This is a genomic window from Chitinivorax sp. PXF-14 (genome assembly GCF_040812015.1).
Lineage (GTDB): Bacteria > Pseudomonadota > Gammaproteobacteria > Burkholderiales > SCOH01 > JBFNXJ01.
Window position 1 is genome coordinate 144,615 of the sequence record NZ_JBFNXJ010000003.1, and the last position, 25,988, is coordinate 170,602.

At 60.6% G+C, this 25,988-nt stretch carries 30 protein-coding genes and 1 pseudogene; 16 read left to right on the plus strand and 15 right to left on the minus strand.

The features are described 5' to 3' along the window. From ABWL39_RS05510 to ABWL39_RS05525, 4 genes are read left to right on the plus strand one after another with little or no spacing between them, the layout of a single operon-like run. Window positions 1-399, plus strand: coding sequence for a hypothetical protein (locus ABWL39_RS05510; RefSeq protein WP_182594323.1), 399 nt, complete (start codon window positions 1-3; stop codon window positions 397-399). Window positions 400-429: 30 nt separating this feature from the next. Next, a complete protein-coding gene (locus ABWL39_RS05515) occupies window positions 430-744 on the plus strand; it encodes a heavy metal-associated domain-containing protein (RefSeq protein WP_182594322.1) in 315 nt (104 codons plus the stop codon). Further along, the gene (locus tag ABWL39_RS05520; RefSeq protein WP_367787914.1) at window positions 741-1,640 is read left to right on the plus strand and encodes a transporter; all 900 of its coding nucleotides are present in this window, start codon (window positions 741-743) and stop codon (window positions 1,638-1,640) included. The genes ABWL39_RS05515 and ABWL39_RS05520 overlap by 4 nt, the downstream gene beginning before the upstream one ends. A 17-nt stretch (window positions 1,641-1,657) precedes the next feature. Further along, window positions 1,658-2,116, plus strand: coding sequence for a hypothetical protein (locus tag ABWL39_RS05525; RefSeq protein ID WP_182594320.1), 459 nt, complete (start codon window positions 1,658-1,660; stop codon window positions 2,114-2,116). A 158-nt stretch (window positions 2,117-2,274) separates the two neighbouring features. Here the strand turns inward: ABWL39_RS05525 and ABWL39_RS05530 are convergent, their stop codons facing one another. From ABWL39_RS05530 to ABWL39_RS05550, 5 genes are all read right to left on the minus strand, one after another. After that, a complete protein-coding gene (locus tag ABWL39_RS05530; protein WP_367787917.1) occupies window positions 2,275-5,433 on the minus strand; it encodes an efflux RND transporter permease subunit in 3,159 nt (1,052 codons plus the stop codon). Then, window positions 5,430-6,947 carry an efflux RND transporter periplasmic adaptor subunit gene (locus tag ABWL39_RS05535; protein WP_367787919.1) on the minus strand — a complete coding sequence of 506 codons (1,518 nt, stop codon included), beginning with the start codon at window positions 6,945-6,947 and terminating at the stop codon, window positions 5,430-5,432. Before ABWL39_RS05535 ends, ABWL39_RS05530 begins: the two co-directional genes overlap by 4 nt. Next, complete coding sequence (locus ABWL39_RS05540; RefSeq protein WP_232357185.1) at window positions 6,944-8,197, minus strand: TolC family protein; 1,254 nt, start codon at window positions 8,195-8,197, stop codon at window positions 6,944-6,946. The genes ABWL39_RS05535 and ABWL39_RS05540 overlap by 4 nt, the downstream gene beginning before the upstream one ends. Window positions 8,198-8,719: 522 nt before the next feature. Then, complete coding sequence (locus tag ABWL39_RS05545; RefSeq protein ID WP_367787922.1) at window positions 8,720-9,799, minus strand: anion permease; 1,080 nt, start codon at window positions 9,797-9,799, stop codon at window positions 8,720-8,722. Then, on the minus strand, window positions 9,796-10,248 hold the full coding sequence (locus tag ABWL39_RS05550; protein WP_367787924.1) for an arsenate reductase ArsC: 453 nt from the start codon (window positions 10,246-10,248) through the stop codon (window positions 9,796-9,798). Before ABWL39_RS05550 ends, ABWL39_RS05545 begins: the two co-directional genes overlap by 4 nt. On the opposite strand from ABWL39_RS05550, the pseudogene ABWL39_RS05555 reads away from it, so the two are divergent. After that, window positions 10,219-10,329 (plus strand): annotated as a pseudogene (locus tag ABWL39_RS05555) (glycosyl transferase family 2); the annotation flags it as partial. The gene ABWL39_RS05550 and the pseudogene ABWL39_RS05555 overlap by 30 nt on opposite strands. An 8-nt stretch (window positions 10,330-10,337) precedes the next feature. On the opposite strand, the gene ABWL39_RS05560 reads toward ABWL39_RS05555, so the two are convergent. From ABWL39_RS05560 to arsS, 8 genes are read right to left on the minus strand one after another with little or no spacing between them, the layout of a single operon-like run. Beyond that, window positions 10,338-11,381: a methyltransferase domain-containing protein gene (locus ABWL39_RS05560; RefSeq protein WP_182594315.1), complete on the minus strand. Its 1,044-nt coding sequence runs from the start codon at window positions 11,379-11,381 to the stop codon at window positions 10,338-10,340. A 60-nt stretch (window positions 11,382-11,441) separates the two neighbouring features. Further along, a complete protein-coding gene (locus tag ABWL39_RS05565; protein WP_367787927.1) occupies window positions 11,442-11,888 on the minus strand; it encodes a hypothetical protein in 447 nt (148 codons plus the stop codon). 51 nt (window positions 11,889-11,939) lie between these two features. Continuing rightward, window positions 11,940-12,680, minus strand: coding sequence for a DUF3047 domain-containing protein (locus ABWL39_RS05570; RefSeq protein WP_367787929.1), 741 nt, complete (start codon window positions 12,678-12,680; stop codon window positions 11,940-11,942). Then, on the minus strand, window positions 12,677-13,294 hold the full coding sequence (locus ABWL39_RS05575) for a TIGR04282 family arsenosugar biosynthesis glycosyltransferase (protein ID WP_367787931.1): 618 nt from the start codon (window positions 13,292-13,294) through the stop codon (window positions 12,677-12,679). The genes ABWL39_RS05570 and ABWL39_RS05575 overlap by 4 nt, the downstream gene beginning before the upstream one ends. Beyond that, window positions 13,291-13,959, minus strand: a complete 669-nt coding sequence (locus tag ABWL39_RS05580; protein ID WP_367787933.1) for a TIGR04283 family arsenosugar biosynthesis glycosyltransferase — start codon at window positions 13,957-13,959, stop codon at window positions 13,291-13,293. The genes ABWL39_RS05575 and ABWL39_RS05580 overlap by 4 nt, the downstream gene beginning before the upstream one ends. A 2-nt stretch (window positions 13,960-13,961) precedes the next feature. Next, entirely contained in the window at window positions 13,962-14,780 is an 819-nt protein-coding gene (locus tag ABWL39_RS05585) for a DUF547 domain-containing protein (protein WP_367787935.1), read from the minus strand. 16 nt (window positions 14,781-14,796) lie between these two features. Continuing rightward, window positions 14,797-16,953, minus strand: a complete 2,157-nt coding sequence (locus ABWL39_RS05590) for an FAD-dependent oxidoreductase (RefSeq protein WP_367787937.1) — start codon at window positions 16,951-16,953, stop codon at window positions 14,797-14,799. Continuing rightward, entirely contained in the window at window positions 16,950-17,918 is a 969-nt protein-coding gene (arsS, locus tag ABWL39_RS05595) for an arsenosugar biosynthesis radical SAM (seleno)protein ArsS (protein ID WP_182594309.1), read from the minus strand. Before arsS ends, ABWL39_RS05590 begins: the two co-directional genes overlap by 4 nt. A 173-nt stretch (window positions 17,919-18,091) precedes the next feature. On the opposite strand from arsS, the gene ABWL39_RS05600 reads away from it, so the two are divergent. From ABWL39_RS05600 to ABWL39_RS05650, 11 genes are all read left to right on the plus strand, one after another. Further along, window positions 18,092-18,478: a thioredoxin domain-containing protein gene (locus ABWL39_RS05600; RefSeq protein ID WP_367787940.1), complete on the plus strand. Its 387-nt coding sequence runs from the start codon at window positions 18,092-18,094 to the stop codon at window positions 18,476-18,478. After that, a complete protein-coding gene (locus ABWL39_RS05605; protein WP_182594307.1) occupies window positions 18,478-19,206 on the plus strand; it encodes a cytochrome c biogenesis CcdA family protein in 729 nt (242 codons plus the stop codon). Before ABWL39_RS05600 ends, ABWL39_RS05605 begins: the two co-directional genes overlap by 1 nt. A gap of 23 nt (window positions 19,207-19,229) precedes the next feature. After that, on the plus strand, window positions 19,230-19,946 hold the full coding sequence (locus ABWL39_RS05610; RefSeq protein ID WP_367787942.1) for a haloacid dehalogenase type II: 717 nt from the start codon (window positions 19,230-19,232) through the stop codon (window positions 19,944-19,946). An 8-nt stretch (window positions 19,947-19,954) separates the two neighbouring features. Then, the gene (locus tag ABWL39_RS05615) at window positions 19,955-20,761 is read left to right on the plus strand and encodes a cupin domain-containing protein (protein WP_367787944.1); all 807 of its coding nucleotides are present in this window, start codon (window positions 19,955-19,957) and stop codon (window positions 20,759-20,761) included. 136 nt (window positions 20,762-20,897) lie between these two features. Beyond that, a complete protein-coding gene (locus tag ABWL39_RS05620) occupies window positions 20,898-21,458 on the plus strand; it encodes a carboxymuconolactone decarboxylase family protein (RefSeq protein WP_367787946.1) in 561 nt (186 codons plus the stop codon). 3 nt (window positions 21,459-21,461) lie between these two features. Next, window positions 21,462-21,722: a glutaredoxin 3 gene (grxC, locus tag ABWL39_RS05625; protein ID WP_182594303.1), complete on the plus strand. Its 261-nt coding sequence runs from the start codon at window positions 21,462-21,464 to the stop codon at window positions 21,720-21,722. A 133-nt stretch (window positions 21,723-21,855) separates the two neighbouring features. Next, window positions 21,856-22,158: a DUF2282 domain-containing protein gene (locus ABWL39_RS05630; protein ID WP_182594302.1), complete on the plus strand. Its 303-nt coding sequence runs from the start codon at window positions 21,856-21,858 to the stop codon at window positions 22,156-22,158. 19 nt (window positions 22,159-22,177) lie between these two features. Next, window positions 22,178-23,077 (plus strand): DUF692 domain-containing protein, encoded by a 900-nt coding sequence (locus tag ABWL39_RS05635; RefSeq protein WP_367787949.1) that lies wholly within the window; start codon window positions 22,178-22,180, stop codon window positions 23,075-23,077. Further along, window positions 23,077-23,832 carry a DUF2063 domain-containing protein gene (locus ABWL39_RS05640; protein WP_367787951.1) on the plus strand — a complete coding sequence of 252 codons (756 nt, stop codon included), beginning with the start codon at window positions 23,077-23,079 and terminating at the stop codon, window positions 23,830-23,832. The genes ABWL39_RS05635 and ABWL39_RS05640 overlap by 1 nt, the downstream gene beginning before the upstream one ends. A gap of 17 nt (window positions 23,833-23,849) precedes the next feature. Continuing rightward, complete coding sequence (locus ABWL39_RS05645) at window positions 23,850-24,359, plus strand: DoxX family protein (RefSeq protein ID WP_367788238.1); 510 nt, start codon at window positions 23,850-23,852, stop codon at window positions 24,357-24,359. 7 nt (window positions 24,360-24,366) lie between these two features. After that, window positions 24,367-25,143, plus strand: coding sequence for a YiiX/YebB-like N1pC/P60 family cysteine hydrolase (locus tag ABWL39_RS05650; RefSeq protein WP_367787953.1), 777 nt, complete (start codon window positions 24,367-24,369; stop codon window positions 25,141-25,143). On the opposite strand, the gene ABWL39_RS05655 is transcribed toward ABWL39_RS05650, so the two are convergent. Together ABWL39_RS05655 and ABWL39_RS05660 are read right to left on the minus strand one after the other, a co-directional pair. Continuing rightward, window positions 25,140-25,364, minus strand: a complete 225-nt coding sequence (locus ABWL39_RS05655; protein ID WP_182594297.1) for a zf-HC2 domain-containing protein — start codon at window positions 25,362-25,364, stop codon at window positions 25,140-25,142. The genes ABWL39_RS05650 and ABWL39_RS05655 overlap by 4 nt on opposite strands. Further along, window positions 25,358-25,930 carry an RNA polymerase factor sigma-70 gene (locus ABWL39_RS05660; protein WP_182594437.1) on the minus strand — a complete coding sequence of 191 codons (573 nt, stop codon included), beginning with the start codon at window positions 25,928-25,930 and terminating at the stop codon, window positions 25,358-25,360. Before ABWL39_RS05660 ends, ABWL39_RS05655 begins: the two co-directional genes overlap by 7 nt. Window positions 25,931-25,988 lie beyond the last annotated feature (58 nt).

The window sequence follows — 25,988 nt, forward strand, 5'->3', positions numbered from 1 at the left end:
ATGAACTTCGACCCCTCGCAATCAGGGCAACGACGCGTCACTTGGCTGACGCTGTTTGCCTCGACCGGCACGCTGGTCTGTTGCGCACTGCCAATCCTGTTCGTCTCACTCGGTTTGGGCGCAACCGTCGCGGCGATCACCAGTACCGCTCCCTTCCTGGTCTCGCTGGCCATGCACAAAGCCTGGGTGTTCGCAGGCTCGGGGCTGATGCTGCTGGTTTCCGGCTGGCTGCTCTACCGGCCCGGACGCGCTTGCCCGAGTGATCCGGAACTGGGCCGTTTGTGCGAGCGCGCCGACCGCTGGAACCGCCGGATTCATGGCATCTCGGCAGCGGTCTGGAGCATCGGATTCTTCGCCGCCTATCTGGCGCTGCCGATCCGTACCTGGCTCGGGGTCTGAGCCACCTATTCATTCTCGAAGGAAAGCATCATGCACAAGCTTCATCTGAAACACGTCGCAGCGGTCTTGGCGCTCTGCCTGCCGATTCTGACCTTCGGCGCCGAGCGCCAGGTGGTGGACATCGCGGTCAAGGGCATGACCTGCCCGTTCTGCGCCTACGGGCTGGAGAAGAACCTCGTCAAGGCGAGCGAGGTCGAGCAGGCGAGCGCGAGCTTGAAAGAGCAGAAGGTGCACATCGTACTCAAGCCCGGCGCGCAACCCGACATCAGACGCTACAAGCAGCTCATCCATGATGCGGGCTTTACGCCGGGCGAGGCCAAGGTCTCCAAGGAGGAAGTCAAATGAACGCCCCCCCCAACGGCATCCCTGTACTGGCCCTCCTTTGCGCCTGGGCAAGCGCCGCCGGTGCCGCGCCGCTCACCTTCAACACGGCTCTGCCCATTTCCAAGGACGAGTGGATTCTGCGCGAGCAGTTCGTCTACATGAAGAGCACCGACGATCCGACGCCGATGAACCGCCGCATGGAGGTTTCCGGTCTGATGTCCATGTTGGGGTATGGCGTCACCCGCGACTTCGCGGTCTTTGCGGTGCTGCCTTATGCCGACAAGCGGCTGTCGATGAACATGGGCGGCCAGACCGTCAAGCGCAGCGAGACGGGTTTCGGCGATGCGATGTTCATGGGCCGCTACACGGCCTTTGAAGCCAACGCGGCAGGGCATACTTTCCGCGTCGCGCCGTTTCTTGGCGTCAAGGTGCCTACCGGCGACGACCATGCGTCCGATGGCCCAGGACGGCTGCCGCCAATGCTTCAGCCAGGCTCGGGCTCGTGGGACTGGCAAGGCGGCGCGGTGGCGTCCTTTCAATCGTTGGATTGGGGCGCGGATGCCCAGCTTGCCTATCAATCGAATGGCGAAGCCAATGGCTTCCGGGCGGGTACGATTTCCCGATTCGATCTGTCGGTCCAGCGGCGGCTGTGGCCCGGCGTGCTGGGCGAAGGTGTCCCCAGCTTCCTGTATGGCGGGCTGGAGGCCAACCTCATTCATGTCACCAAGAATCGCGTGAACGGAACCGACGATCCAAACTCAGGCGGCACAACGCTGTACCTGACGCCCACCTTGCAATACGTTACCCGAAAATGGGTGCTTGAAGCCGGCATCCAAATTCCGGTGTCGCAGCGCTTGAACGGCACCGCACTCAAGAACGACTACATCCTGAGCACGGGGTTCCGGCGCAATTTTTAGCGGTACATGGAGTCGTCATGAACTGGCATATGCACAAGGACTCTTGGTCATTCATCCTCAAGCGCTACCTGCCGCGCCTGCTTCTTTTGAGTCTGGCCTGGGAAATCCTGCAACTACCGCTTTACACGCTGGCGTCCGAGCCCCGGGCCGCATGGGTTGCATACGCCATCGCGCATTGCACTGTGGGCGATGCAATGATCGGAACGGCAGCGTTGGTCGGTGCGCTAACGATCTGCCAAGCCAACGAACCAGCCCGCTGGCCGCGAGCAAAAATCGTCGTTTGGATGGTTCTGTTGACTGTTTCCTACACGATCTTGAGCGAACGCTACAACGTCGCACACGGCAGTTGGGCCTATTCCTCGTGGATGCCCATCATCCCCTTGATTGGCGTTGGCCTGTCGCCGCTGCTGCAATGGCTACTCATCCCGATTGCCGCGTGGCGATGGGCTCAAGACAAAAAAGACCCGTGTAGTTGAAGCGGATGACCGGTTCCCAAACCGTCATCGTGGTCAGCGCATGCGTTCTTGATCTTCACCCTTCCGATTTTCCGCCTCCCTTCGACGTGCCGAAAAGAACGCTCCTGTCGGCAACGACCCGCTGCCGACAGGGATTGCACGAGCGCAAGATAGTCACATCACGCGCTGGAGTCCTCGCTCGCTTGTTGCGGCATGCGGCGCGGCCGACGCATCAGCCGGTATGCCGCCGGAATCACGAACATTGACAGCAGCGGCGCAGTGATCATCCCGCCAACCATCGGCGCAGCAATGCGGCTCATCACCTCGGAGCCGGTACCGCTGCCCAACAGGATGGGCAGGAGACCGGCGAGGATCACCGCTACCGTCATCGCCTTGGGGCGCACGCGCAGCACCGCGCCCTGACGGATGGCCTGGTCGAGGACGTGCTCGTTCATCGCCATGCCATGCTCTTCACGTTCAGCGATGGCCTGCTTGAGGTACAGCAGCATCACCACGCCGAATTCCGCCGAGACGCCCGCCAAGGCGATGAAGCCCACGCCGGTGGCCACCGACAGGTTGTAGCCGGCCAGGTAGAGGAACCACACGCCGCCCACCAAGGCGAATGGCAAGGTCGCCATGATGAGCAGCGCGTCGTCGAAGCGCCGGAACGTCAGGTACAGCAGCACGAAGATAATCAACAACGTCGCTGGCACCACCAGCTTGAGCCGTGCATTGGCGCGCTCCATGTACTCGAACTGCCCGGAATAGGCCAGGCTCATCCCCGGTTGCAGCTTCACTTTGTCGGTGACGGCGGCGCGCAGATCGGCCACCACCGAAGCCAGGTCGCGCCCACGCACGTCCACGTACACCCAGCCCGAGGGGCGCGCGTTTTCGCTCTTGAGCATCGGCGGGCCATCGCTGACCCGGACATTGGCGACCGTGCCCAAGGTGATCTGCTGCCCCATGTCGGTCAGGATCGGCAGGTTGCGCAGGCCGTCCAACGAATCACGCAGCTCGCGCGGATAGCGCACGCTGATCGGATAGCGCGCCAGTCCCTCGACCGTTTCCCCGACGTTCTCGCCGCCGATGGCGGACGAAACGATGGACTGCACGTCGGCGATATTGAGGCCGTAGCGTGCGGCGGTTGCACGATTGATCTCGACATCGACGTAGCGTCCGCCGGTCAAGCGCTCGGCCAGAGCCGAGCTGACGCCGGGCACCGTCTTGGCGACTTGCTCAACCTGTTGCGCCACCTGGTCGATTTCAGCCAGGTTGGTGCCGGACACCTTGACCCCAATCGGGCTCTTGATGCCGGTGGCCAGCATGTCGATGCGGTTGCGGATCGGCGGCACCCAGATGTTGGCCAGGCCCGGCACCTTGACCACGCGGTCCAGCTCATCGACGAGCTTGGAAGGCGTCATACCCGGACGCCATTGCTCACGCGGCTTGAACTGGATCGTGGTCTCGAACATTTCCATCGGTGCGGGGTCGGTGGCGCTCTCGGCACGGCCAGCCTTGCCGAATACGCTCGCCACCTCGGGCACGGTCTTAATGAGCCGGTCTGTCTGCTGCAACAACTCGCCCGCCTTGGCCGCCGACAGCCCCGGCAAAGCGGAAGGCATGTAGAGCAGGTCGCCCTCATCGAGCGGCGGCATGAATTCGCCGCCCAGTCGAGTGATCGGCCAGACAGTGGTCAACAAGGCCAGCGCCGCGAGCGCAAGCGTCGTTTTCGGATGCCTGAGCACCCGGTCAAGCCAGGGGCTGTAGCGGCGGATCAACCAGCGATTGAGCGGGTTCTTGTGCTCGCCCGGGATGCGCCCACGTATCCAGTAGCCCATCAGCACCGGGATCAACGTCACCGACAGGCCCGCCGCCGCCGCCATCGCGTAGGTCTTGGTCAAGGCTAGCGGCCCAAACAGGCGGCCCTCCTGGGCCTGCAAGGTGAACACCGGGATGAAAGACAGGGTGATGATCAGCAGCGAGAAGAACAGCGCTGGGCCGACCTCGGCCGCCGCCTCTCCCATCACGCGCCAATGCGCCTCACCCTGCAGGCGTTCGCTGGGATGGTGGTGCCGCCACGCCTCGATATGCTTGTGGGCGTTCTCGATCATGACCACCGCTGCATCGACCATGGCGCCGATGGCGATGGCAATGCCGCCCAGCGACATGATGTTGGCATTGACGCCCTGGTAGCGCATCACGATGAAGGCCATCATCACGCCCAGCGGCAAGGACACGATGGCCACCAGCGCCGAACGCAGATGCCATAGGAAGATGCCGCAAACGACCGCGACCACCAGAAACTCTTCGAGCAGCTTGTGTGAAAGGTTGTCGATGGCGCGGTCGATCAGCTGGCTGCGGTCGTAGGTTGGCACGACCTCGACGCCGGCAGGTAGGCTCTTTTGCAATTCGGCGAGCTTGACCTTGACAGCCGCAATGGTTTCGCGAGCGTTTTTGCCCGAGCGCAGGATCACCACACCACCAGCGACTTCGCCTTGACCGTTCAATTCGGCGATGCCGCGTCGCATCTCCGGCCCGAGCTGGATCGTCGCCACGTCGCCCAAAGTCACCGGTACGCCGGCCTGCGCGGTGGCAAGCGGAATGGCCCGGAAATCGTCCAGCGTTTTCAGGTAGCCCGCAGCCCGCACCATGAACTCTGTCTCCGCCAGTTCGAGCACCGAGCCACCGGTCTCTTGGTTGGCTTTCTGGATCGCCTCGATGACCTTGGCCTGCGGGATGCGGTAGGCCGCCAGCTTTACGGGATCGAGCACGACCTGATACTGTTTGACCATGCCGCCGATGGAGGCGACCTCCGAGACATTGGGCAGACTTTTCAGCTCGTACTTCAGGAACCAGTCCTGCAAGCTGCGCAGTTGCGACAGATCGTGCTTACCCGTCTTGTCGATCAATGCGTACTCGTAAATCCAGCCGACGCCCGTGGCGTCCGGCCCGAGCGAAGCGCGCGCGCCGGCCGGCAAGCGACCTTGCACCTGGTTCAGGTATTCCAGTACGCGCGAACGCGCCCAGTACAGGTCGGTGCCATCCTCGAACAGCACATAGACGAAGGAGTCGCCAAAGAACGAGTAACCGCGCACGGTCTTGGCCCCCGGTACCGACAGCATGGTGGTTGCCAGCGGGTAGGTGACCTGGTTCTCGACGATCTGTGGTGCCTGGCCGGGATAGCTGGTGCGGATGATGACCTGCACGTCCGATAGGTCGGGTAGCGCATCGACCGGCGTGGTCGTCACCGCCCAGATACCCCAGGCCGCCAGGAACAGGGTAGTGAGCAGCACCAGGAAGCGGTTGGCAATCGACCAATGGATCAGTTTTTCGATCATGGCGCGCTCCCGGTTTTGCCGATTTGCTCGAGGACATAGCCACCATCGCCCTGCCTGAAACCGAAATGCACGCGGTCACCTGGCTTGACGCCAGCCAAGAGATTCGGCCGGGCGAGCTGGAAAGGCATCGTCATTGCGCCCCAGCCCAGAGACTTGACCGGCCCATGCGATAGGGTGATCTCGTTGCCGGAGATTGACTCGACCTTGCCATCTGCTTCATTGAGGGTACTGGCAGCGGATGCCGCGGGTTGCGCTGCTGGCGAGACCCCGCCTCCCTCGGACAACCGCGCCAACACGCCTTTCAAGCTGGCTTCCGAGTCGATCAGGAACTGCCCGGAAGCAACGACGCTTTGTCCTTCGCGCAAACCGTCGAGCACGGCAATCTTGCCTCCGGCTTCCTGGCCGAGCTTGACCTCGACCGGCTGAAAACGCCCACCATCCAGGGACAGCAACACGACATTTCGGGTGCCAGTGCGAATCACCGCTTCGCTCGGCACCAACAAGGCTTGAGCACCGTTGTCCGCAGTCAGATTGATCTGTGCAAACATGCCAGCGCGCAGACGCCCGTCATGGTTGGCCAGTTCGACGCGTACACGCACGGTCCGACTTTCCAGGTTGGTTTCTGGCAGCACCGCAATGACCTTGCCGGTCAGCCGTTGACCGGGATAGGCCGCCAGCGAGGCGCTGACCGGGGTGCCTCCCCCGACTTTGCCCGCCAGCGCCTCAGGAACCGCTGCTTCTAGCCAGACCGGATTGAGACCGTTGATCTTCGCCAGCGGCATGCCCGCTGCGAGCGACATACCCGCGCGCACGTCCAGGGTCTGGATGACGCCTGAGACGGGCGAAGTGACCGTGAACAGTGGGTGCACTTGGCCCGTCGATTCGACCTGTGCGATCAACTCGGCCGGCATGCCCAGGAGCTTCAGCCGCTCGCGTGCCGCCTGCGTCAACGCCGCGTCGCCGGAGCTGCGTAACGCCAGAAATTCAGTCTGCGCCCCCGCCCAGTCCGGCACCAGCAGGTCGGCCAGCGGCGCGCCTGTGGCGATCACATCGCCTGGTGCGCGCCCGTAGACGCGCTCGACGAACCCGGCCGTGCGGGCTTGCACCACGGCAACCTGACGTTCGTTCCATTGCACGTTACCGACTGCGGCCACGGGCGCGGCCAGTGTCCCGCGTTCCACCTTGGCAAGCCGCAGGCCCAGGTTCTGAGTCACGCTGGGGTCGATCTTGATGCTGGCCGCGTCACCGCCTTCGTCGGCGTACTTGGCGACCAGTTGCATGTCCATGAAAGGCGACTTCCCCGGCTTGTCGAAATGCTGGTTGGGCACCATCGGGTCATACCAGTACAGCACTTTGCGACCTTGCGCCGCGTTCGCCGCTGGGTTAGCCGCAGCAGCCATTCCCTCCACGCTGGTTCGATGCGAGGCCAGCCAGTAGCCTGTGCCGCCGCCGATGCCAGCAAACAGGACGGCCACCGTCGCCACCGTCACCACAGATCGTTTGTTCCCGTTCATTGCCAGTCCTCCCCATAGGCGTAATGAAGTCGCGCGCCAGCGCGGGCCTGTCCGGCTTCCAGTTCAACGATGCGCAGGCGTTGTTCGATGCGCTCGCGGCGGGCCGCCAATACCGCAGACAGATCGCCTTTGCCAGCTTGGTAACTGGCGGTTTGCAGCGCCACTTTTTGCTCTGCCAGCGGTAGCGCAATCTGCTTGGCGCGTTCGAGCTGGCGGCTGAGTGCGTCGTACTCGGCCAACAGGTTCTCCAGTTCAGTGGCTTGGGTTCGCAACATGCCTTCCCGCTCGGCATCGATACGATCCAATTCGCGCTGCTTGGCGGCGATCAACGGGTCTTGCCGCGTGGCCGGTGACACCGGTAGGTCGAAGGTGAACTGGATCGACACCATGTTGCCGAATTGCGGCGCGCGGCGTTGATAAGCCAGCTCGACACCCCAATCGGACTTCTTCATGGACTGGGCTTCCGTGACTTCGGCCTGCGCCTTGCGCGTCTCGGCCGCGAAGGCCAGCAATTCCGGGTGCTGCTGCAGGTGTCCACGCAGGTGTTGTGCGTTCACCTCGAATGCAGGCGGGGCACCGACCAAGCCATCGTCGGCACCGCCGCCGATGAGCTGACGCAGCTTTGCACTGGCTTGCATCAGGTCGCGCGCCAAGTCGTCGCGGCTGTCAGCCAGTTGGGCGGCTTCTTGTTTGGGAGCCACCGCGTCGGCGGCCTGGGCGCGACCGCTGGCGATCTGCGCTTGGACGATTTGCCCCAACAGGGTGTTTTCGTGGTCTAAGTCGGCAAACAGCGCTTGCTTGCGTTGCAGGTAGTACAGATCAAGCCAGGCCAGGGCGGCGTCGCGTCGCACCGCGAGACGATCCACGCGCCGCTGGGCAGACGCCACATCCACGCTCGCAGCGGCCACCGCCTCGCGGGCGCGTCGCTTGTCCGCATTAGGCACCTCCTGCATCACGCCGATCTTCTGCATTGTCATGAAATCGGCTTGCAAGCGCCCCGCATCGGGGCCAGACACCGGGAAGTTGTCGATGCCGGCGAAGACCTTGGGATCGGGCAAGGCTCCGGCCGGGATGGCCGCCGAACGGGCGGCATCGATTGCGGCGGCATTTGCCGCCAGTTTGGGGGATTGGCGCTCAGCAAGATCGAGCGCCGAGGTGAAACTCAAAGGGGCGGCCTGGGCAAGGCTCGCCAGTCCGGCCAACACGGGCAGGACGGTTCTTCGTATTAGGGAATACATCTCCAACTCCATGACGGATCGGTGCGCACCCGCGCACGAACGCCCTGTCGGCAAGGCCGCAGGGCTACCAAGTCAAGGGATTAGAGCGAGCGGGGAGGTCGCCACAACCCGCGTGGGTCGTGGGAGGGGAGCGTCGAGTCCGGCAAGGCGATAACGACCTGCGACGCATCCGGGAGAAGAGGAGAGGCCGAAGCGGCAGGGACCACCGCGCAGGCACTGCACACCTTGCATTCTTGGCCAGGTTTGCAGGCGTGAGGCTTGGCCTTGTCCAGCATGCCGTGGTCGCAGCAGTCGTGCATGGTCATCGCAGCCATGCTGTCGTTGCTCGACTGCATCGGGCATTCGGTTGCCTGGGACGTGATGATCCCTGCCGTTGCCACGAAGGGAACGGCAAGCGATATCAGCACAACCAAGATAAACCGAACGAATACCATTACTCGCCTATAAAGCCCGGATCTTGAAAATAGATCTTTGTTGCTGAATTAGGGCATGGCTTATTATCACATGATGCCCCCCCAGCGCGATCCAAACAGTTCATAGGGCCAGACTCATTGCCCATGCCACACCGGCAGCCAGCGGCAGGGTCAAAACCCAGGACAACAAGACGTTGCGCAGTGCATGCCAATCCAGCGTGCTCGAGCTGGCCCCCACCCCGGCAATCGCGCCAACCGAGACGTGTGTCGTCGACACCGGCAGCCCGAGCTTGCTGGCGAACAGTACCAGAGACGCCGTGATCAGGTTGGCGGCGAGACCCGAGGTGTGATCCATTCGGGTGACGCGCTGGCTCATGGTTTGCGCCACCTTTTTTGCGAACAGCACGCCGCCCAATGCCATGGCCAGGGCAATCAAGACCACCGAGCCTTGAGAAGCTCCGAGGCTGTGTGCCAACAGCAGCAAGGCGACCAGCTTCGGCGTGTCGTTCACTCCGCGCGCGAGGCAGATAGCCATAGCCGACCCGACATGCAAGCGGTCAAGATACTTGCTGATCGAAAAACGGACAGGCATCGCCGCCCGCTCACATTCGCTGGCCTGCTCGATGACAATAACGGGCAGCATGGCGGACATCTGCGATGCAGAATCCGCGACCGGCGCGACTATAGGCTCCAGCGCAACGCAGGCGCAATCCTTCTCAGCCGGTCTCTTTTTTAGCAGCCGATAGGCGAGCACGCCCAAAACGGCTGCAAGCAAGGGGCTGACCAGAAGCGGCAGGAGGAAGGTGTCGGCCAGCTTGGCGAAGTGCACACCGCCGGTCTGTGCCGCTCCGGCCCCGACCAGGCCACCGATCAGCGCATGCGTCGTCGAAATGGGAAAACCCAGTCGGGTGGCGAGGAAAACCGTCACCGCCGCGCCCATGGCAACACTGGCGATAAACGGCAGGCTCTGTGTCGCTTCACTGGCCACCAGCCCTTTACCCGAGAACTGCTGCACCAAACCATCTGCCAGCATCCATGACAACAGGCTGCCCGCAACTGTCGCGATGGTTGCAAGGAACAGAGCCCGTCGATAATCAAGCGTGCCCGATCCCCACACGGTAGCGAAGCCCTTGAAATTGTCGTTGGCGCCGTTGGCAAAGGCGAGAAATGTCGCCGCGATAATCAGTACCCATTCCATCATTGTTCTCCTCTTTCTGATAGCGCCCGCAAGGCATCCGCGACTTGGGATTTGCTCAGGCGCTCAAGCGGCAATTCCATCAGCGATGTGATGCGCGTTCGCATCTCAAGAAACGTCGCGGAAAACGCGGCGCGGATCTCCTCCGGATTTCCTGAGACAGCGGCTGGATCGGCAAACTCCCAATGCACCCGCCGTGCTTCACCAGGGAACACCGGGCATGGCGGCTCGTCTGCGGCATTCGAGCAAACAGTCAGAACAACATCAATCGGCCTATCCGAATGCGCTTGGGCAAACTGATCCCAGCTCTTGCTTCGGTAAGCCACTCCATCGTCATTCAAATGTGCGCTGATCTGCTCGATGGCAAACGGATTGACCCGGCCCACTGGGTGACTACCGGCGCTGACCACTCGAATCCATGGTTTGCCCAGATGATCGAACAATGCCTCCGCCATGATGCTGCGCGCCGAGTTGCCGGTGCACAGCACCAGAAGGGTCAACGGCTTCTCCAACTTGGGGCCGACACTTTGGTTAACAGCCTCGCTTAGCAACATGCGCCACCTCCTGACGTGCCATTGGAGCCCTGGTCAAATGGCAGGCCGCCGCCGCAGCCCTCAAACAGTCCAAAGTGCTGATCGAAATTTCCGATGAAGTCGAAATGACGGGCGAAACGGGTTTCGTTCAGCATGCGCCAGGTATTGCCGCAGACAGGGAACACCTTTCCTGTGGCGATATCGTGGTGCTTATCCAGTTGGAAACGATGCGGGTGCTGCGCTACCGTTCCGCGATAGATCACGGCTTGCCCGTAGTCTTCGCAGGCGCTTTCCAGGCCGCCAAGCTTGAACAGGCGGTAGGTGGCGGAGAAAAAACGCAGGTTTCCCACGCGCTCGGCCAAGGTGGGGTCGGTGATGAGCAGCGGTCTATCTTCGACCAAACGCGGATCGGCAAACCCTGCCGCGTTGGCCAACCGCAGGAAATCATTCCAGTACAGCGCACCGCCGAGGCATTCGCCGTAGAGCACGGGGTCGTCGCGCACGGCGGTCGGCACGCGGCGGTCCGCATAGACGTCCGAAAAATAGAACTCGCCCCCCGGCTTGAGCAGCCTATGAACGCCGCGCAAAACAGCGGCCTTGTCGGGCGACAGATTCACCACGCAGTTGGAAACGATGACGTCAAAGCTTTCGGGTTCCAGATCCAGTTCGGCTAGCCGCTCAATGTAGCCGCTCAGAAAACGCACGTTATCGAAGCCGAATGCCTGTACATGGTGTGCTCTATGGCTTTGCGCGACGGCAAGTTGCTCGTCGGTCATGTCGACGCCCACCACCATCCCGTCCGGGCCGGCCAACTGCGCCAGCGCGTAAACGTCGCGTCCGGACCCGCAGCCCAGATCCAGTACCCGGCACCCCGCAAGCTGTTGCGGACAGACGAGCCCGCAACCGTAATAGCGTGACAGCACTTCGGGATGAATGCGCGCGAGCAAGGGCTTGAGCCACTCCGGCATGGCACTGGCATCGCAGCAGGCCGTGGTTTTCAGATCGGCACTGCTTTGCAGCTGCTTGCCGTAATAGTCTTGTACGAGTTCATGCATGATGGGCGGTTTCCAGAATCGTGTTGGCTTGCTACTGAGTCGCACTGCCGGGCCAATTTCTTACACTCGCATGCCGGGTACCGCACGATCTCCCTTCAGCCAGCGCCAACTGTCCAATGCGTCGAAAGCCAGGCTGATCCCATTCACCAACAACACCGCCGTGACATAAATCAGTTCAAGCGGCGGCATGGCATCGGCATCAGAGAACTGCCTGATTTTTGAGAGCAAGAACCATTGCAACGGTCCCCAAAAGAACAGATGAGGTACAGCCATCAACTTGGTCATCCCGCGAGCCCACAGCATGATGGGAACGTTCGTCGCCACGACCAGCAGGGCAGCGGCCGCGATGGCGCGGCCAGACCCGGTATCCAGCATCGCAAACGATGCCGCATTGACCGGCACCAGAATGCAGCCCACCCAAAACTGAACCCAACCGGGCAAGGATCGGAAGGAAGCCCAACTGACCATGATTCGACTTTGCCTGTAATGTTGCTGGAGGTTATCCACAAGTGTTTCTCTTTTTTTATGGCTGGGGATCGCTTGAGAACTACGTCACGGTCAGCGTGACGGCGCTGAGAATGAACAGGGTTGATCCGGGGGCACAAAGTGAAAATCGGCGAACCCGGCATGTGCAAATTCGCCGGTATTGTCTGTATCGCTTGCGATGGCAAGCTGCGCAGCTTTTATTTGATCCGTACCGAACAGGCGACGCGCATCGGAGAGAACATCTCGTCGCTCCTCAATCCAGCGGCCAGCCCGCTCGGCGCCGGATTCGAGTACCAGCATGCGGGCTTGGTCGGTGTAGGCATTGGGGGCTTCGAAACCGATGGGGTGTCGGTTATCCCAAACGTAGTTGATCGCCGCGTCTGGAACCTGCGCCCCAAACAACTGCCGCGCCAGTCCCAACTTGAGGCGTTGCCCGAGATTCAGCGCACGGTCGGGCAGCGAAAAGGCGACATAGACACGGGCGGCAAAATCATCGCCCGATTTTTTCGATAGATCCGCATGGATCAGGGGCGCATCGATGCGCCAGCGCCAGCACAAAACCGGCGTTGGCTGCAAGTCCATGTTCAGCGGTCGCGCCAGCAGCGCCATGCTGCCCTTGGCCGTGGCTTCGATGGCCGCGACGCCATCCCACTGCCGTAGCTGATAGCGGGTAGGCGGCGCTTTCTCAGACGGTACGACGATTTGCCAGGGCGCGGGAATGGCCGTTGCTCCGGCGTCAATGCGCCCCACATCCAGTGTCTGCGCCTGAATAAGCGCTGGCAGCAGCAAGGCTGAGAAGGCCACACGCTTCACCGCACGCACCAATCCTGCGGCAGAGCCGCCAGATCGGCGGGTTCATCGATGTCGCACAGTATGGGCAACTGCGCGACCGACCACTGCAATACGCCGATGCGGCATAGGGTGTCAAAAGCGACACTGTCAGTGCTCCAGGCGATGCCTCGAAAGACCGAAGGATTGAAAGTCTTTAGGCCGAGCAATACATAGCCACCGTCGGCGCTCGGAATGATCACCGCGTCCTTCGACACCAGCTGTGTAGCAGCCTCACGCAGACGCTCTGCGGTCAGAAAAGGGCAATCGGTACCGATGAGCAGCACCGCGCGCCCATCCAGAACGCCTCTGCGTGTGGCGCGCGCGAGCCGCTCACCCAAATCGCCATCGCCCTGTGCCTGCCAGGCGACAGGCCACTCAGGGTCGCGAAAGGGCCGCCATTGCTGCGCGCCGGGTTCTGGCGTGACGCACAGTTCGATTTCTCCGACATCGGCGGCCAGCGCCTCGGCCACGGTATGGCGCAACATGCGCTGGGCAAGCCGAGCCGAACCTTGCTCGCCCAGTGCCGGAATGAGGCGTGTCTTGGCGAGCCCCGCCAGCGGCGCCTTGGCGAAGATCACGATCCGGATGGGACTCATCGGTAGGCCCTCGCAATGTCCTCCACCGGCGTACCCAGCCAGTAACGCCAACGCAACCACCACATGAGCGCGATAGTGCGCCACACGCCGCGCTGCTCCCAGCGACGGCCCGAGGTGACGACTTGCAGCGCCAAGCAGGCGGGCTTCCCTCCGGTTTTGAGTGCTCGGCAGATGTCGATGTCTTCCATCAGCGGTTGATCCGCAAATCCGCCGACTGCTTCAAACGCCTCACGCGTCACGAAAAGGCCCTGATCGCCGGTGGCGATCCCGGAGAGGCGTGAACGCCAATTCATCAGTGCCGAAACCATGCGCAAAGCCATCGGTTTACCGGCGATGCGCACATCGAAGCGTCCCCACTGATGGCTGCGCAGCGCCTGTGCGATGGCGATCATGGCCCCTGGCGGCAGCCGCGTGTCGGCATGCAAAAAAAGCAGTACGTCGCCGCTGCTCGCCGCCGCGCCCGCATTCATTTGGCGCGCCCGACCCGCTGCGCTCGTCAGAACACGAAACCCGGCTGCGTGTGCAATGGCTTCTGATCCATCCTGACTGCCGCCATCAACAAAAATGATTTCCACGCCTGATCGGGCGAGTGGCACCACGTGCTCGCACAAATCGGGCAGGCCTGTCGACTCATTGAGCATGGGGACTATGATGCTTAACTTCATGCTTACCTCCGGCCGTCATTGAGACGCCAGTCGTAATCGCCAAAGCGGATCGCCAGCCTTCCACCGCGCAGATCGTTCGCTTGCGCGGCGTTCAGTCCGGCCACACCGGCATAACGCGCCAGTAAATCCGGCAACGCCTTATCGCCACGGAAGCCTTGCTCGAAATCCTCGCGGTACCACTTGAAGATGGGGGAAACCTCCAGCGCATCGTCCGCGATCCGGTTTCGCGTCCGGTCGCCCAAGAAGCGCTTGGTCTGGTCTTCGAGTTGCTCGTCAAGTTTTTCCGCGCCATAGGCTTCGGGCCGTAACGCCGGGCAGCCGATGCTGGCGCAATTGACCGCAAAATGGATACGCGGATCACGATAGCGCCCCGATCCGCGAATCAATCCGTGTTCAATGTCATCCAGCGAACGGGTTTGCCCGAGCAAAGACACAAACGGCTTCTTCCAGGGTGACTGGATGAAGGAACCCAGATCCTTGATGGACTTCAAATCCGGGTATCGGGTCAGAATAAACTGCACCGTGAAGGCGTTGTAGGCATTGATCAGATACGCCAACTGTGCCTCCCGCGACCAACCATCGAAGGTCTGGCGCGATACGGCTGACAGGGCCGTCAAATAGTTCTGCAACTTATCCTTGTCGGTCGCCATACCCTGATAGTTCACGGTGCTCGCATGGCCGTCGCTAATCCAGCGCACATGTCGCTGAAGCATCTGGCTCCATGCGCCGTGATCGAAGCCCTGTGGCGTTTGGGCATAGGCCGTCGCAGCCCCCAAGGAGAACGTGATGGCGACGGCCAGTCTGCGCAGCCAAACTTTCATCGTTGAATACATCGGCTTATCCCCTCATCCAGCGGTGATAGGCTTCCACCCATCGCAATACCCGCTGCGGTGCGTGGGCGCGCTTCCATTCCCCCGCCGCATATTTATTGGCCTCGGCCCAAGTGGGATACGGGTGGATCGTGGCCAGGATTTTGTTAAGCCCCAGCCCGTGCTTCATGGCCAGCACGAACTCGGAGAGCAATTCCCCGGCATGCGCGCCGACAATCGTGACGCCCAGAATGCGATCCTTGCCCGGCTCGGTCAGCACCTTGATCCAGCCTTCGGCATGACCTTCGGCAATCGCGCGATCCAGGTCGTCCAGGCCATAGCGGGTTACCTCAAACGCGATGCCTTTCTCCCTAGCCTCGCGCTCATTGAGGCCTACCCGCGCAATTTCGGGATCGACAAACGTCACCCAGGGGATCACGGAGTAGTCCACTTTGAAGCGCTTGAAGCGACCAAACAGCGCGTTGACCGCCGCATACCACGCCTGGTGCGCGGCAGTGTGGGTAAATTGATAGGGCCCGGCCACATCGCCCGCGGCGAAGATGTTTGGGTAGAGCGTTTCAAGGTATTCATTGGTCTGAATCGTGCGTTGGGTGGGGATGCCCAGCGCCTCCAAGCCGAACCCTTCCAGCCGGGCCTGCCGACCCACGGCGACCACAATCTCGTCAAACGCGATGCGCTGCTCCCCGGCCGTTCCGGCAACGACGAGGTATTTGGAACCAGCTTCCTGTTCGATACGCAGCGCACGATGTTCGACGAGCACATGGACACCATCGCCCTCAAGGGCGCGACGGGCGAAGCTCGACACCTCGTCGTCCTCTCGCAGCATCAGCCGAGGCAGCATTTCGACCTGCGTCACTGTGGAGCCCAGTCGCGCAAAGCTCTGCGCCAACTCGCATCCGATTGGACCGCCGCCGAGCACGATAAGCCGCTCTGGCGCATGATCCCGTTCCTTGAGGCGATCCCAGAGGGTGTCTGAGGTGAGGTAGTTGATCGATTCCAGCCCCGGTAGCGGCGGCACGAAAGGGCGTGCGCCGGTCGCCAGAACGATGCTACGGGCGCTTAACTGCTCCACCTTGCCGCTTTGATCGGTGATCTCGACCGTCCATGGATTGATCAAACGGGCATGACCTTGGCGCACCTCCACGCCGAGTTGGGTATAACGCTCCACACTGTCATGCGGTGCCACGGCGGCAATCACGCCATGAACCCGCGCCATGACACGCTTGAATGAAAACGCAGGCATTGTGGATTCGAGCCCCAAATCGGCTGCATGACGCATCTGATGCGCGGCTTTCGCGCTGCGGATGAGCGCTTTGCTCGGAACGCATCCGTAGTTGAGGCAATCGCCCCCCATCTTGTGCGACTCAATCAACGTGACCTTGGCCTCGACCGCAGCGGCGATGTAAGACGTCACCAGCCCGGCCGCGCCAGCGCCAATCACGATCAGATTGCGATCAAATCGGCTCGGCCGTTGCCAGCGCACATAGACACGGCGCTGCTTGATCCATCCGATAGTCGCCTTGGCCAGCCAAGGGAATGCCGCCAGCAGCGCGAATGAGGCCAGCAATGACACGGAGAGAATGTCGGAAGGCGCTTCGATCAGCGCCAGCCGTGTTCCCGCGTTCACGTAAACCAGCGTCCCAGCCAGCATGCCCAACTGGCTGACCCAGTAAAACGTGCGGGCGCGCATGCGGGTCAATCCCAACAAGAGGTTGATCATGAAGAAGGGAATGACCGGCACCAGGCGCAGCGTGAACAAGTAGAAAGCCCCATCCCGGTTCACGCCTTCATTGATCGACGCCAGCCTTGCTGAAAACCGTGCCTCCACGAGGTCGCGCAGCAGGTAACGCGCCACGAGGAAGGCCAGCAGCGCGCCCACGCTGGAGGCAAACGAAGCCAGCAGGGTGCCCCACGCCAAGCCGAACAACGCACCGGCAGCCAGCGTCATGACAGCGGCTCCCGGCAAGGAAAGCGCCGCTACCAGGACGTACAGCCCAAAGAACCCCGCCATCATCCAGAGCGAATGCAATTCACGCCACGCCTGAAGCTGAGTCAGCCCAGACTTCAGGGCGGCAAACGACAGCCACTGCGCCCCGTTGAAGTAAAAAAACAGCCCCAGCAGTGCCGCGATCAGGAGCAGTAGCCAGAATTTCGCTGACCTCATGGGCGCTCCCCTTGCTTCAAAGCCCCACCACAACTGCTGCCGCAACCCGCCGTACAGGCAAAGCAGTGGTCGGCAACGCGGATGGGAGCGCCTTGCAAGTCTTCTTGCAGCAAGTCGCGCAGATGCACGCGGCTGCCTTGCAAGGACAAGCCCAATTGCTGGTTGAAGTCGCAGTCGAATAGATGGCCTTGCCAGTCGACGCTGACCAGGCTTCGGCACATCACTTGCGCGAGGTTTTCACTGCGGTGGCTGCTTTTGAGCAGCCCCATGTAGGCATTGAACTGACCCTTGGAAATCAGCCAGGAACCGAAGCGGTTGATCGGCATGTTGGCCAGCGCGAACAATTGATTGAACACGATGCCGAAGTGCTCGAAAAGCTCGCGCTTGTAGGTCGCTTCCAGCGTGGCCTGATCCGGCGGCAGGCTGGGACCTTGCGGGTTGTAGACCAGGTTGAGGGTCAAGCCGCTGCCGGGCTGTCCGTAACCCAGCGCATTGAGTTTCTGCAAGGCGGCGATGCTCTTGTCGAACACGCCGTTGCCCCGCTGTTTGTCGACGTTGTCCGCGCTGTAACACGGTAACGAAGCGACCACCTCGACCCGATTGGCGGCGAGGAACTCGGCGAGATCCTCATGCCCCGGTTCGAACAGAATCGTCAGATTGCAGCGATCAATGACGTGCACCCCTAACTCGCGTGCGGCGCGCACCAGGGAACGGAAACCGACATGCAGTTCCGGGGCCCCTCCCGTCAAGTCCAGCGTCTGGATGTCTCTCGCACTTAGCACCGCAGGGATCAGCGCCATCGTCGCTTCATCCATCATTTCCTTGCGGTTGGGCCCCGCGTTGACGTGGCAGTGCACACAAGACTGATTGCAGCGATAACCGAGATTGACCTGCAGCGTGGTCAGCACCTGACGGTGGAGTGCGGGAAAGTCACTGACTTCCAGCAAGGGCAGCGTAGCGTGCATCAAAGGACTCCTTGAGGTATGCGCGGGGTTTCGTCCCCCCTTGTGCCCTCTGTCGTCAGCGCTGGTCAATTTCTTACATAGACAGGACGGCGGCCATCTTTGTGTAAGAACCAGGGTTGTTGCAGCGACCAAATGCCATCCATCACTACCCATAACCGCCCAGGAGACTTTTTATGAAGCCCGTCAAGACCGTAATTCTTCTTGCCCTCGCATCCATTGCATCTCTCGCCATGGCTGGCGACATCAAGGCCTTCAACCAAGCGGAGTTCGACAAGCTGGCCCAGGAGGGCAAGCCCGTCGTGCTCGACATCAGCGCAACCTGGTGCCCCACCTGCAAGGAACAAAAACCCATCGTCGAAGGTTTGATGAAGCGGCCCGCTTACAAGGATGTGACATTGATGAACATCGACTTCGACTCGGCCAAGCCCACGCTCAAGAAGTTCAAGGTGACGATGCAAAGCACTCTGGTTGCGTTCAAGGGCGGCAAGGAAACTGGGCGCTCTGTGGGTGACACCTCGCCAGAAGGGATAGAAGGCCTCATCAAGAAGGTGGTCAACTGATGGAGTTCGGGTTCGGCTCCTACGGATTCGGGCTGCTGGCAGGCATCCTCTCGACGCTCTCGCCATGCGTGCTGCCCATCATCCCCATCCTGCTGGGGACGGCAGCGAACGCGCACCCACGCGCGCCGCTCGCCCTGGCAGGCGGCCTGGCCATCTCCTACGCCATCATCGGGACTGGATTGGCCTGGGCCGGCACCGCCTTAGATCTGGACTCCGCCATCTTTCGCAGCGTGGGCGCAGCGATCCTCGGGGTCTTGGGCCTGGTGCTGATGTCGGGCAGCCTGCAACAACGCTTCGCCTCGGCCACTTTCGGCATCGGGGATGCCGGCAACAACCTGATCTCCCGCATGAATCTCTCAGGCCTTTGGGGCCAGTTCGCCATCGGCCTAGTGCTGGGCGTGGTCTGGAGCCCATGCGTGGGGCCGACCCTCGGCGCTGCCGTGGTGCTGGCCAGTCAGGGATCACATCTGCCGCAAGTTGCCCTGTTGATGGGCGTCTTCGGTGCAGGGGCAGCTTTCCCCGTGGTGGCCCTTGCTTACGTCGGGCGCAGCGCCATGGTGAAGATGCGCGGCAAGCTCATGCAGGCGGGCAAAACCGGCAAGATGATTCTCGGAGCGGTCATGATCGCCTTGGCCGCCATGATCCTGTCGGGGGCCGACAAGCCCGTTGAAGCCTGGCTGGTGGACGCATCACCTGCCTGGCTGACGAAGTTGACCACCCGGTTTTAGGCACGTTCTAAGGAGAAGATTCCATGCAAATCAAAGCAGTGGCGTTCGATACTGGAGGCACCGTCCTGGATTGGCACTCAGGAGTCAGGGATGCATTTGCCGCCATTGGGCGATCGCATGGCGTGGAAAGGGATTGGGGCGCAATTGCCAATCAATACCGGCGCCTTGCAATGAGATCCATTGTCGGGCAATGCCAACCCTCATTCAATATGGACGATGTCCACTTCCGTGTGTTGAATGAGATTTTCGAGTCCTATGGATTGCAGGCGTTCTCCAATGAGGATCAACGACGAATCGCCCAAGCTTGGCACAAGCTGTCAGCATGGGGTGATTTTGCGGATCCTTTGCGCGAAATCAGATCGCTCTACCCAGTCGTCTCCTTCACCATGCTCCCGCTTTCGCTGGTGGTGGATGTCTCGCGGTTGAACGGCATTTCCTGGGATGCGGTCATCTCCTGCGAGGCCATCGGCTACTACAAACCCGATCCGCGCGCCTATCTGCAGGCATCGAAATGGCTGGGCATAGAGCCATCGGAGATCCTCATGGTCGCCTGCCACAACTTCGACCTCAATGCCGCCCGTGCCTGCGGCTTCCAGACGGCATTTGTTCGCAGGCCCAATGAGTGGGGCTGCGAGCCGCCGCCCGATCCGATCCCGAATCCGGATTGCGATTTTGCTCTCGACAACTTCGAAGGGCTTTTCACTGCCGTTCGTTCTCAGGTTGAGCCAACATCTCTATGACAAGTCCGTTGGATCGGCTTCTCAATCATTTTTCCCTGCGTGCAGGTGTTTTTTACACGGGCAACATTTGCGGTCTCCACGACTTTGATCGCGACGAACAGCGTGGTCATCTTCATCTAATAAAAAGGGGCCCGGTCAAATTCATTAATCCTGGAAGGCCCGATACCCTGATCGTGCTGCCGACGTTGCTCTATCTGCCGCGACCAGAACGTCACCGGCTCATCGCCGACGACCGCGATGGTGCTGACGTCGTCTGCGCCACGGTTCTTACAGGTAGTGGCGGTCGCAATCCGATTTCCGACTCTCTTCCCGAGGTGGTTATCCTTGAATTGCGCGATTTTGCGGAAATTGAACCCATCCTAGACATCATGTTCGCTGAGGCGTTTGAAGATCGCAGCGGTCGCCAGGGGGTGCTAGATCGCCTCTGCGAAGTATTGATGATTCGTATGCTGCGCCACTGCCTGGAGCAAGGACAAATATCTGGTGGCGCATTAGCAGGCTTATCCGACCCTAAGCTGGCCAAGGCGCTGGACTCCATCCATCAGAATCCATCTGACAAATGGGATTTATCCGCTATGGCTGCATTAGCAGGAATGTCCAGAGCCCGTTTCGCCCAGCACTTTCACCTGGTCACGGGCGGCACGCCTGCAGATTACTTGGCCTCCTGGCGCCTCATGCTTGCACAACGCCTGTTGGCGAAAGGCATTCCGAGTAAGACGGTGGCATTGAAGGTTGGTTACGGGAGTTCCAGCGCGTTGCATAGAGCCTTCGTCCGCAAGTTTGGCCAATCGCCTTCCGACTGGCTGCGCTGGTAGTCTGCACAGCACTATCGGTCATTTCATTGAGACGAATGATCAACTTTCTTGATCATTGCGGATCTACGATGAATAGGCTGGATCGTTGCAATCGTGCGTGATCTTGCAAGCAGCCAACCCATTGAAGGAGAAACTCATGGCTTACATCAAAACCCTTTCCGCTGTCGACCACACTCAAGCGCAAGGTGACCAAAAAGCACTGCTCGACACCGCCCTCAAACAAGTCGGCTTCATTCCAAACATGTATGCCAACATGGTGAATGTGCCTGGCGTTCTGTCGACTTATCTGCATGGCTACTCCGCTTTTCGCCAAAAGTCTGGCTTCAGTCCGACCGAACAAGAGGTCGTATTTCTGGCGATCAGTCGAGTCAACGGCTGTAACTACTGCACCGCTGCTCACAGCATGATTGCAGACAAAATGTCCGGCGTGCCGGGTGATGTTCTGCAGGCGATCCATACCGGACAGCCAATCCCGGATGCACGTTTGGCGGCGCTATTCGCAATGACGCAGGAATTGGTGAAGAACCTGGGCCAGCCCACAGCGGCCAGGGTTCAGGAGTTTCTGGATGTCGGATTTGACGAAAGCCACTTGCTCAACATCATTCTGGCCATTTCCGTCAAGGTGCTGAGTAACTACTCGAATCACGCTTTCGGCACAGAGGTGGATGAACGTTTCGCGGCTTACAGGGTGGGTTGAACCATGAAACCCGTCACACTCTATGGCACTGACTTGTGCCCATATTGCGTTCGCGCCGAACATCTGCTCACGCGCAAGGGCATAGTGTTCGAAAAAATCAATATCGGCACTGCCCCTGGAAAGCGCGAGGAGATGCTGCTCAAAAGCGGCGGCCAGCGAAGCGTGCCGCAGATATTCGTCGGCGAAACCCATGTCGGAGGGTTTGACGATCTAGCTGAATTGGATCGTCAAGGGCGGCTGGACCCCCTCCTTTCTGCTCACTGATCGAGATCACTGTAAGAACCCGGTGGTCGATAACGACTACTGCTTACCCACGGTGAACGGCACACGTCATGCGCGCCTTTGCTCCGGGGGCTTCAGTGGTTCGCCGCATTCTTCACTTAAATAGGAGTTCACCATGAGCAAAAGCACCACCGTTACTGCACTCACCCTCGCGCTTGGCGCAGCACTCATTACTGCCGCGCTGCCCGCTTCTGCCGCTGACGACATGATGGCCGGCAAGGAGAAGTGCTTCGGCGTCGCCCTCAAGGGCAAAAATGACTGCAAGGCCGGAGCGGGTACCACCTGCGCAGGCACGGCGAAGAAGGACTATCAGGGCAATTCGTTCAAGCTGGTTCCCGCCGGCACTTGCGAGAAAACCGCTTCACCGACCTCGTCCACGGGCATGGGTCAGCTCAAGGAATTCAAGGAAAAGGCCTAAGGCGCTCGGGAGCCGTGCGATGACGAACTATCTTCAAGTTGATTCCTCGCCTCGCACGGCACTCCCGCTGCGCGCCGGTCTCGGGCTCAAGCCCGAGCATTTCCGTGACATTCTCGAAGTCCCGCCCTCCTTGGGTTTCTTCGAGGTTCACGCAGAGAACTACATGATCGCGGGCGGCCCCTTTCACCACTACCTGACGAAAATCCGCGAGCGCTTCGCGCTCTCGATCCACGGTGTCGGACTCTCCATCGGCGGCGAAGCGCCCCTGGATCGCGCCCACCTCGAACGGCTCAAGACGCTACTCGACCGCTATCAGCCGGAGTCTTTTTCCGAACACCTGGCCTGGTCTAGCCATGGCGAGAATTTCTATAACGACCTACTGCCGGCCCCGTATACCGATGACACGCTGCGTCGTGTCTGTGAGCACATCGACGAAACCCAGTCCACGCTCAAGCGCACGATGCTGCTAGAGAACCCGGCTACCTATGTCGAGTTCGAGGCATCCACTTGGCCGGAGGCCGACTTCATCGCCGAGATCGTGCGACGTACCGGCTGCGGTCTGCTGCTCGATGTCAACAACGCCTACGTCAGCGCCGTCAACCACCAGCGCGACGCCGTTGCCTACATCGACAGTTTGCCGTTAGCAGCGGTGGGCGAGATCCATCTGGCTGGGTTTGCCGAAGACATCGACGCCGCTGGCGCGAGGCTGCTCATCGACAGTCACGGCGCTCCGGTAGCCGAGGCCGTCTGGGCTTTGTACCGGCACACGATCGCTCGGCTCGGGCCGACTCCCACCTTGATCGAGCGCGATCAGAACATCCCGTCGTTTGCAGTGTTGCTCGCCGAGGCGCAGGCCGCCGAACGGATCATATTGGATTCGACCGAACAAAGCCGGGCTGCGTTGATGGAGCAAGCGTGATGGAATCCTTCGCCAAGCCGCTGCTCGACCCGAAACTGCCGCCCCCAGCGGGCCTTACGGCTTGGAACGGCTCCGACCCGGCGGCGCGCTATGCGGTGTATCGCAACAACGTCGTGATCTCGCTGATCGACGCTCTGGCCGATACTTTCCCGGTCGTGCAGCAACTCGTCGGCGAGGACTTCTTTCATGCCATGGCGCGTGAGCACGCCCGCAAGCATCCACCCACCTCGCCGGTGCTGGCATTCTACGGGCAGGATTTCCCCGATTTCATTGCCAACTTCGAGGCCGCTGCCAGCCTGCCTTATTTGGCCGATGTCGCTCGGCTGGAGTGGGCCTATGTGTGTGCCTTTCATGCCGCCGACGTAGACAGCCTGCCAACACCCGTCTTGGCTGAACGATTGGCCCAGCCCGAGCGTCTGGCCGTCACCCGTTTGCGGTTTGCCCCGGCGGTACGCCTGATCCGCTCAAGCCATGCCGTGGTTTCAATCTGGCAGGCGCACCAAGTGGAGGGCGAGGGCTGCGCCATCGACCCGGCCACCGCAGAGGCCGCGTTGGTGGTGCGCCCGGAACTTACGGTTCAGATTGTTCCGCTGAGCGCGGCGGCGGCTGACTTTCTGAGTGAGTTGATGGCTGGCCAAAGTCTAGAAACGGTTTATGAGAAGTGCGCCGCCAGCGTTGATTTGGACATGGCCCGAATCTTTTCCTTGCTGCTGCAAACGCGCGCGCTCACCGCGGTGGAACCCACTGAGATTTGAGGAGACCGACCATGACTATGCTTTGTTCATCTGTTCCGGCACAGGCTGTTCGATCGGCCATCACCATGCTGTCTTGCATTCCACACTCGCTGATTGCCTTTGTCGGACGGTTTTCCATCGCGGCGGTGTTCTGGAAATCGGGCCAGACCAAGATCGAAGGCTTGGCCATCGACCTCGTCAGCGGCCAAGTCCAACTCGGCTGGCCGCACCTGTCGGACAGCGCGCTGGAGTTGTTCCGCACCGAATATCGCCTGCCGCTGCTACCGCCGGAACTCGCGGTGCCGATGGCCGCGTTTGCCGAGCACCTGTTTCCGCTGCTGCTGCTCATCGGCCTGGCCACGCGATTCTCGGCGCTCGGCTTGCTGGGCATGACGGCGGTGATTGAGATCTTCGTCTACCCGGATGCCTATCCGATCCATGGCACTTGGGCTGCCGTCCTGTTGTATCTGATTGCCAAGGGCCCGGGGGCACTGTCACTGGATCACCTGATCGCGCGGCGCTGCGCGCAGCAGCCCAAGGTGAGGTGAGCGTTCCATGAATGCGCTGCTCGGCCGGATCGGGGCGGCTCTCGCCGCCTACTTGTCCCGTCCGGTTCATGTTCACAGTAGCGCACCGGCAGTGGCCAACGAACGCCTACTGGCCTGCCTTCGACCCGGCGATGTGTTGCTTGTTGAAGGCAACAGTCGCATCAGCACGGCGATCAAGTACCTGACCCAATCAACCTGGTCGCACGCCGCCTTGTTTGTTGGATTCGAGGCCCTGCGCATGGCGGGCAAAGACGGTTCGCATTGCTTTGTCGAGGCCGATACCATCGAGGGAGTGCGCAGTGTCGGTATCGAGGAATTTTCCGGACTGCACACCCGAATTTGTCGCCCGGTGGGATTGCAGGAGCACGACAGACGGCAACTGATTTTGCATGCCATCCAACGTTTGGGGCACCAGTACGATTTGCGCAATGTCTTCGATTTGGCGCGCTACCTGTTGCCCACCCCGCCAGTTCCGCTACGCTGGCGCCGCAGGCTCATTCACCTCGGCAGCGGCGACCCAACGCGCGCCATCTGCTCGACCCTGATCGCGCAGTCCTTCCAATCCATTCGCTACCCGATTCTGCCCATCGTCGAGCAACGCTCCGCAGATCGACCGGATTGCCCAGCCTGTGTCGAGGAAATTTTGCGAGTCCGCCACCACAGCCTGTTCGCGCCGCGAGACTTTGATGTCTCTCCGTATTTCGCGGTCGTGAAACCCACGCTCGAAAACGGGTTCGACTACACGCGCTTGCACTGGCAGCACGCTAGGTCAGATCAAAATTAAGGCGCTCCCTTATCGTCTCGATGAGGCGGCGGTGGCACCGACTCATCAGCACCTTCGGTATAGGCACGCGTGATCTGCCGCAGCGTGTGCATCTGCTCGCCAAAGTTGCGACATCCGCTGCACATCATGACGTGCATTTTGAGCGAGAGCTTGTCACCCAACTTGAGTGGGTGTTCCTGTGCCTCCGACATCAGGCGGGTGGCCTCACGGCAATTCAGCATGATTCACCCTCCAGAAACCAGCGATTTTCCAAACACTCTCGCAAGCGCAATCGCGCGCGGTGCAACATGACATTTAAATTACTAACACTCAGGTTGAGTGCCGTGCAAATTTCATCCGAGTCCAGTTCTATGAATTCACGCATCATGAAAGCGCGACCTTGCTGTCCCGGCAAATGATCGAGGCAGGTTTCAAATATCCGCCAGAATTCTGAATTTTTGATCGCGATCTCGGGGTTTGCCCATTCCTGCGGACGCTCATCCATCTGCCAGAAGCCTTTACGATCAAATAGCTCCTGAAAATCTTCATCTTCCTCGTCAGTGTGAAGAAGTTGACTAACCTCAACCAAGCGATGGCGCTGGCGCAATGTGTCTGCAATCTTGTTCTTGAGAATGGCAAAGACCCAAGTCTTGAATGCCGACCGCCCGGCGAATTTCTGCGAGTTTTTCATTGCACCAATCAGCGCCTCTTGAACCGCATCTTCCGCCAAATGAGCGTCGGATAATTGCTGCGAGGCGAATTTCACCATTTGGCGGCGCAGGTCTTCCAGAAACACCGCATCATTCATCCAGCCGCGAGGGTTCGGATGACGTGACTGACCATCATCGGCGAGTATTATTATGTTT

What these genes read in the sequence shown, in the direction of transcription:
- ABWL39_RS05575 (WP_367787931.1), bottom strand. Translation starts at nt 13,294, where the DNA reads ATGAGTCCCATCCGGATCGTGATCTTCGCCAAGGCGCCGCTGGCGGGG.
- ABWL39_RS05585 (WP_367787935.1), bottom strand. Translation starts at nt 14,780, where the DNA reads ATGAAAGTTTGGCTGCGCAGACTGGCCGTCGCCATCACGTTCTCCTTG.
- ABWL39_RS05600 (WP_367787940.1), top strand. Translation starts at nt 18,092, where the DNA reads ATGAAGCCCGTCAAGACCGTAATTCTTCTTGCCCTCGCATCCATTGCA.
- ABWL39_RS05630 (WP_182594302.1), top strand. Translation starts at nt 21,856, where the DNA reads ATGAGCAAAAGCACCACCGTTACTGCACTCACCCTCGCGCTTGGCGCA.
- ABWL39_RS05515 (WP_182594322.1), top strand. Translation starts at nt 430, where the DNA reads ATGCACAAGCTTCATCTGAAACACGTCGCAGCGGTCTTGGCGCTCTGC.
- ABWL39_RS05530 (WP_367787917.1), bottom strand. Translation starts at nt 5,433, where the DNA reads ATGATCGAAAAACTGATCCATTGGTCGATTGCCAACCGCTTCCTGGTG.
- ABWL39_RS05560 (WP_182594315.1), bottom strand. Translation starts at nt 11,381, where the DNA reads ATGCATGAACTCGTACAAGACTATTACGGCAAGCAGCTGCAAAGCAGT.
- ABWL39_RS05580 (WP_367787933.1), bottom strand. Translation starts at nt 13,959, where the DNA reads ATGAAGTTAAGCATCATAGTCCCCATGCTCAATGAGTCGACAGGCCTG.
- ABWL39_RS05620 (WP_367787946.1), top strand. Translation starts at nt 20,898, where the DNA reads ATGGCTTACATCAAAACCCTTTCCGCTGTCGACCACACTCAAGCGCAA.
- ABWL39_RS05645 (WP_367788238.1), top strand. Translation starts at nt 23,850, where the DNA reads ATGCTTTGTTCATCTGTTCCGGCACAGGCTGTTCGATCGGCCATCACC.
- grxC (WP_182594303.1), top strand. Translation starts at nt 21,462, where the DNA reads ATGAAACCCGTCACACTCTATGGCACTGACTTGTGCCCATATTGCGTT.
- ABWL39_RS05635 (WP_367787949.1), top strand. Translation starts at nt 22,178, where the DNA reads ATGACGAACTATCTTCAAGTTGATTCCTCGCCTCGCACGGCACTCCCG.
- ABWL39_RS05545 (WP_367787922.1), bottom strand. Translation starts at nt 9,799, where the DNA reads ATGATGGAATGGGTACTGATTATCGCGGCGACATTTCTCGCCTTTGCC.
- ABWL39_RS05655 (WP_182594297.1), bottom strand. Translation starts at nt 25,364, where the DNA reads ATGCTGAATTGCCGTGAGGCCACCCGCCTGATGTCGGAGGCACAGGAA.
- ABWL39_RS05540 (WP_232357185.1), bottom strand. Translation starts at nt 8,197, where the DNA reads ATGGAGTTGGAGATGTATTCCCTAATACGAAGAACCGTCCTGCCCGTG.
- ABWL39_RS05650 (WP_367787953.1), top strand. Translation starts at nt 24,367, where the DNA reads ATGAATGCGCTGCTCGGCCGGATCGGGGCGGCTCTCGCCGCCTACTTG.
- ABWL39_RS05590 (WP_367787937.1), bottom strand. Translation starts at nt 16,953, where the DNA reads ATGAGGTCAGCGAAATTCTGGCTACTGCTCCTGATCGCGGCACTGCTG.
- ABWL39_RS05610 (WP_367787942.1), top strand. Translation starts at nt 19,230, where the DNA reads ATGCAAATCAAAGCAGTGGCGTTCGATACTGGAGGCACCGTCCTGGAT.
- ABWL39_RS05660 (WP_182594437.1), bottom strand. Translation starts at nt 25,930, where the DNA reads ATGAATGATGCGGTGTTTCTGGAAGACCTGCGCCGCCAAATGGTGAAA.
- ABWL39_RS05535 (WP_367787919.1), bottom strand. Translation starts at nt 6,947, where the DNA reads ATGAACGGGAACAAACGATCTGTGGTGACGGTGGCGACGGTGGCCGTC.
- arsS (WP_182594309.1), bottom strand. Translation starts at nt 17,918, where the DNA reads ATGCACGCTACGCTGCCCTTGCTGGAAGTCAGTGACTTTCCCGCACTC.
- ABWL39_RS05525 (WP_182594320.1), top strand. Translation starts at nt 1,658, where the DNA reads ATGAACTGGCATATGCACAAGGACTCTTGGTCATTCATCCTCAAGCGC.
- ABWL39_RS05605 (WP_182594307.1), top strand. Translation starts at nt 18,478, where the DNA reads ATGGAGTTCGGGTTCGGCTCCTACGGATTCGGGCTGCTGGCAGGCATC.
- ABWL39_RS05510 (WP_182594323.1), top strand. Translation starts at nt 1, where the DNA reads ATGAACTTCGACCCCTCGCAATCAGGGCAACGACGCGTCACTTGGCTG.
- ABWL39_RS05640 (WP_367787951.1), top strand. Translation starts at nt 23,077, where the DNA reads ATGGAATCCTTCGCCAAGCCGCTGCTCGACCCGAAACTGCCGCCCCCA.
- ABWL39_RS05550 (WP_367787924.1), bottom strand. Translation starts at nt 10,248, where the DNA reads ATGGCGGAGGCATTGTTCGATCATCTGGGCAAACCATGGATTCGAGTG.
- ABWL39_RS05520 (WP_367787914.1), top strand. Translation starts at nt 741, where the DNA reads ATGAACGCCCCCCCCAACGGCATCCCTGTACTGGCCCTCCTTTGCGCC.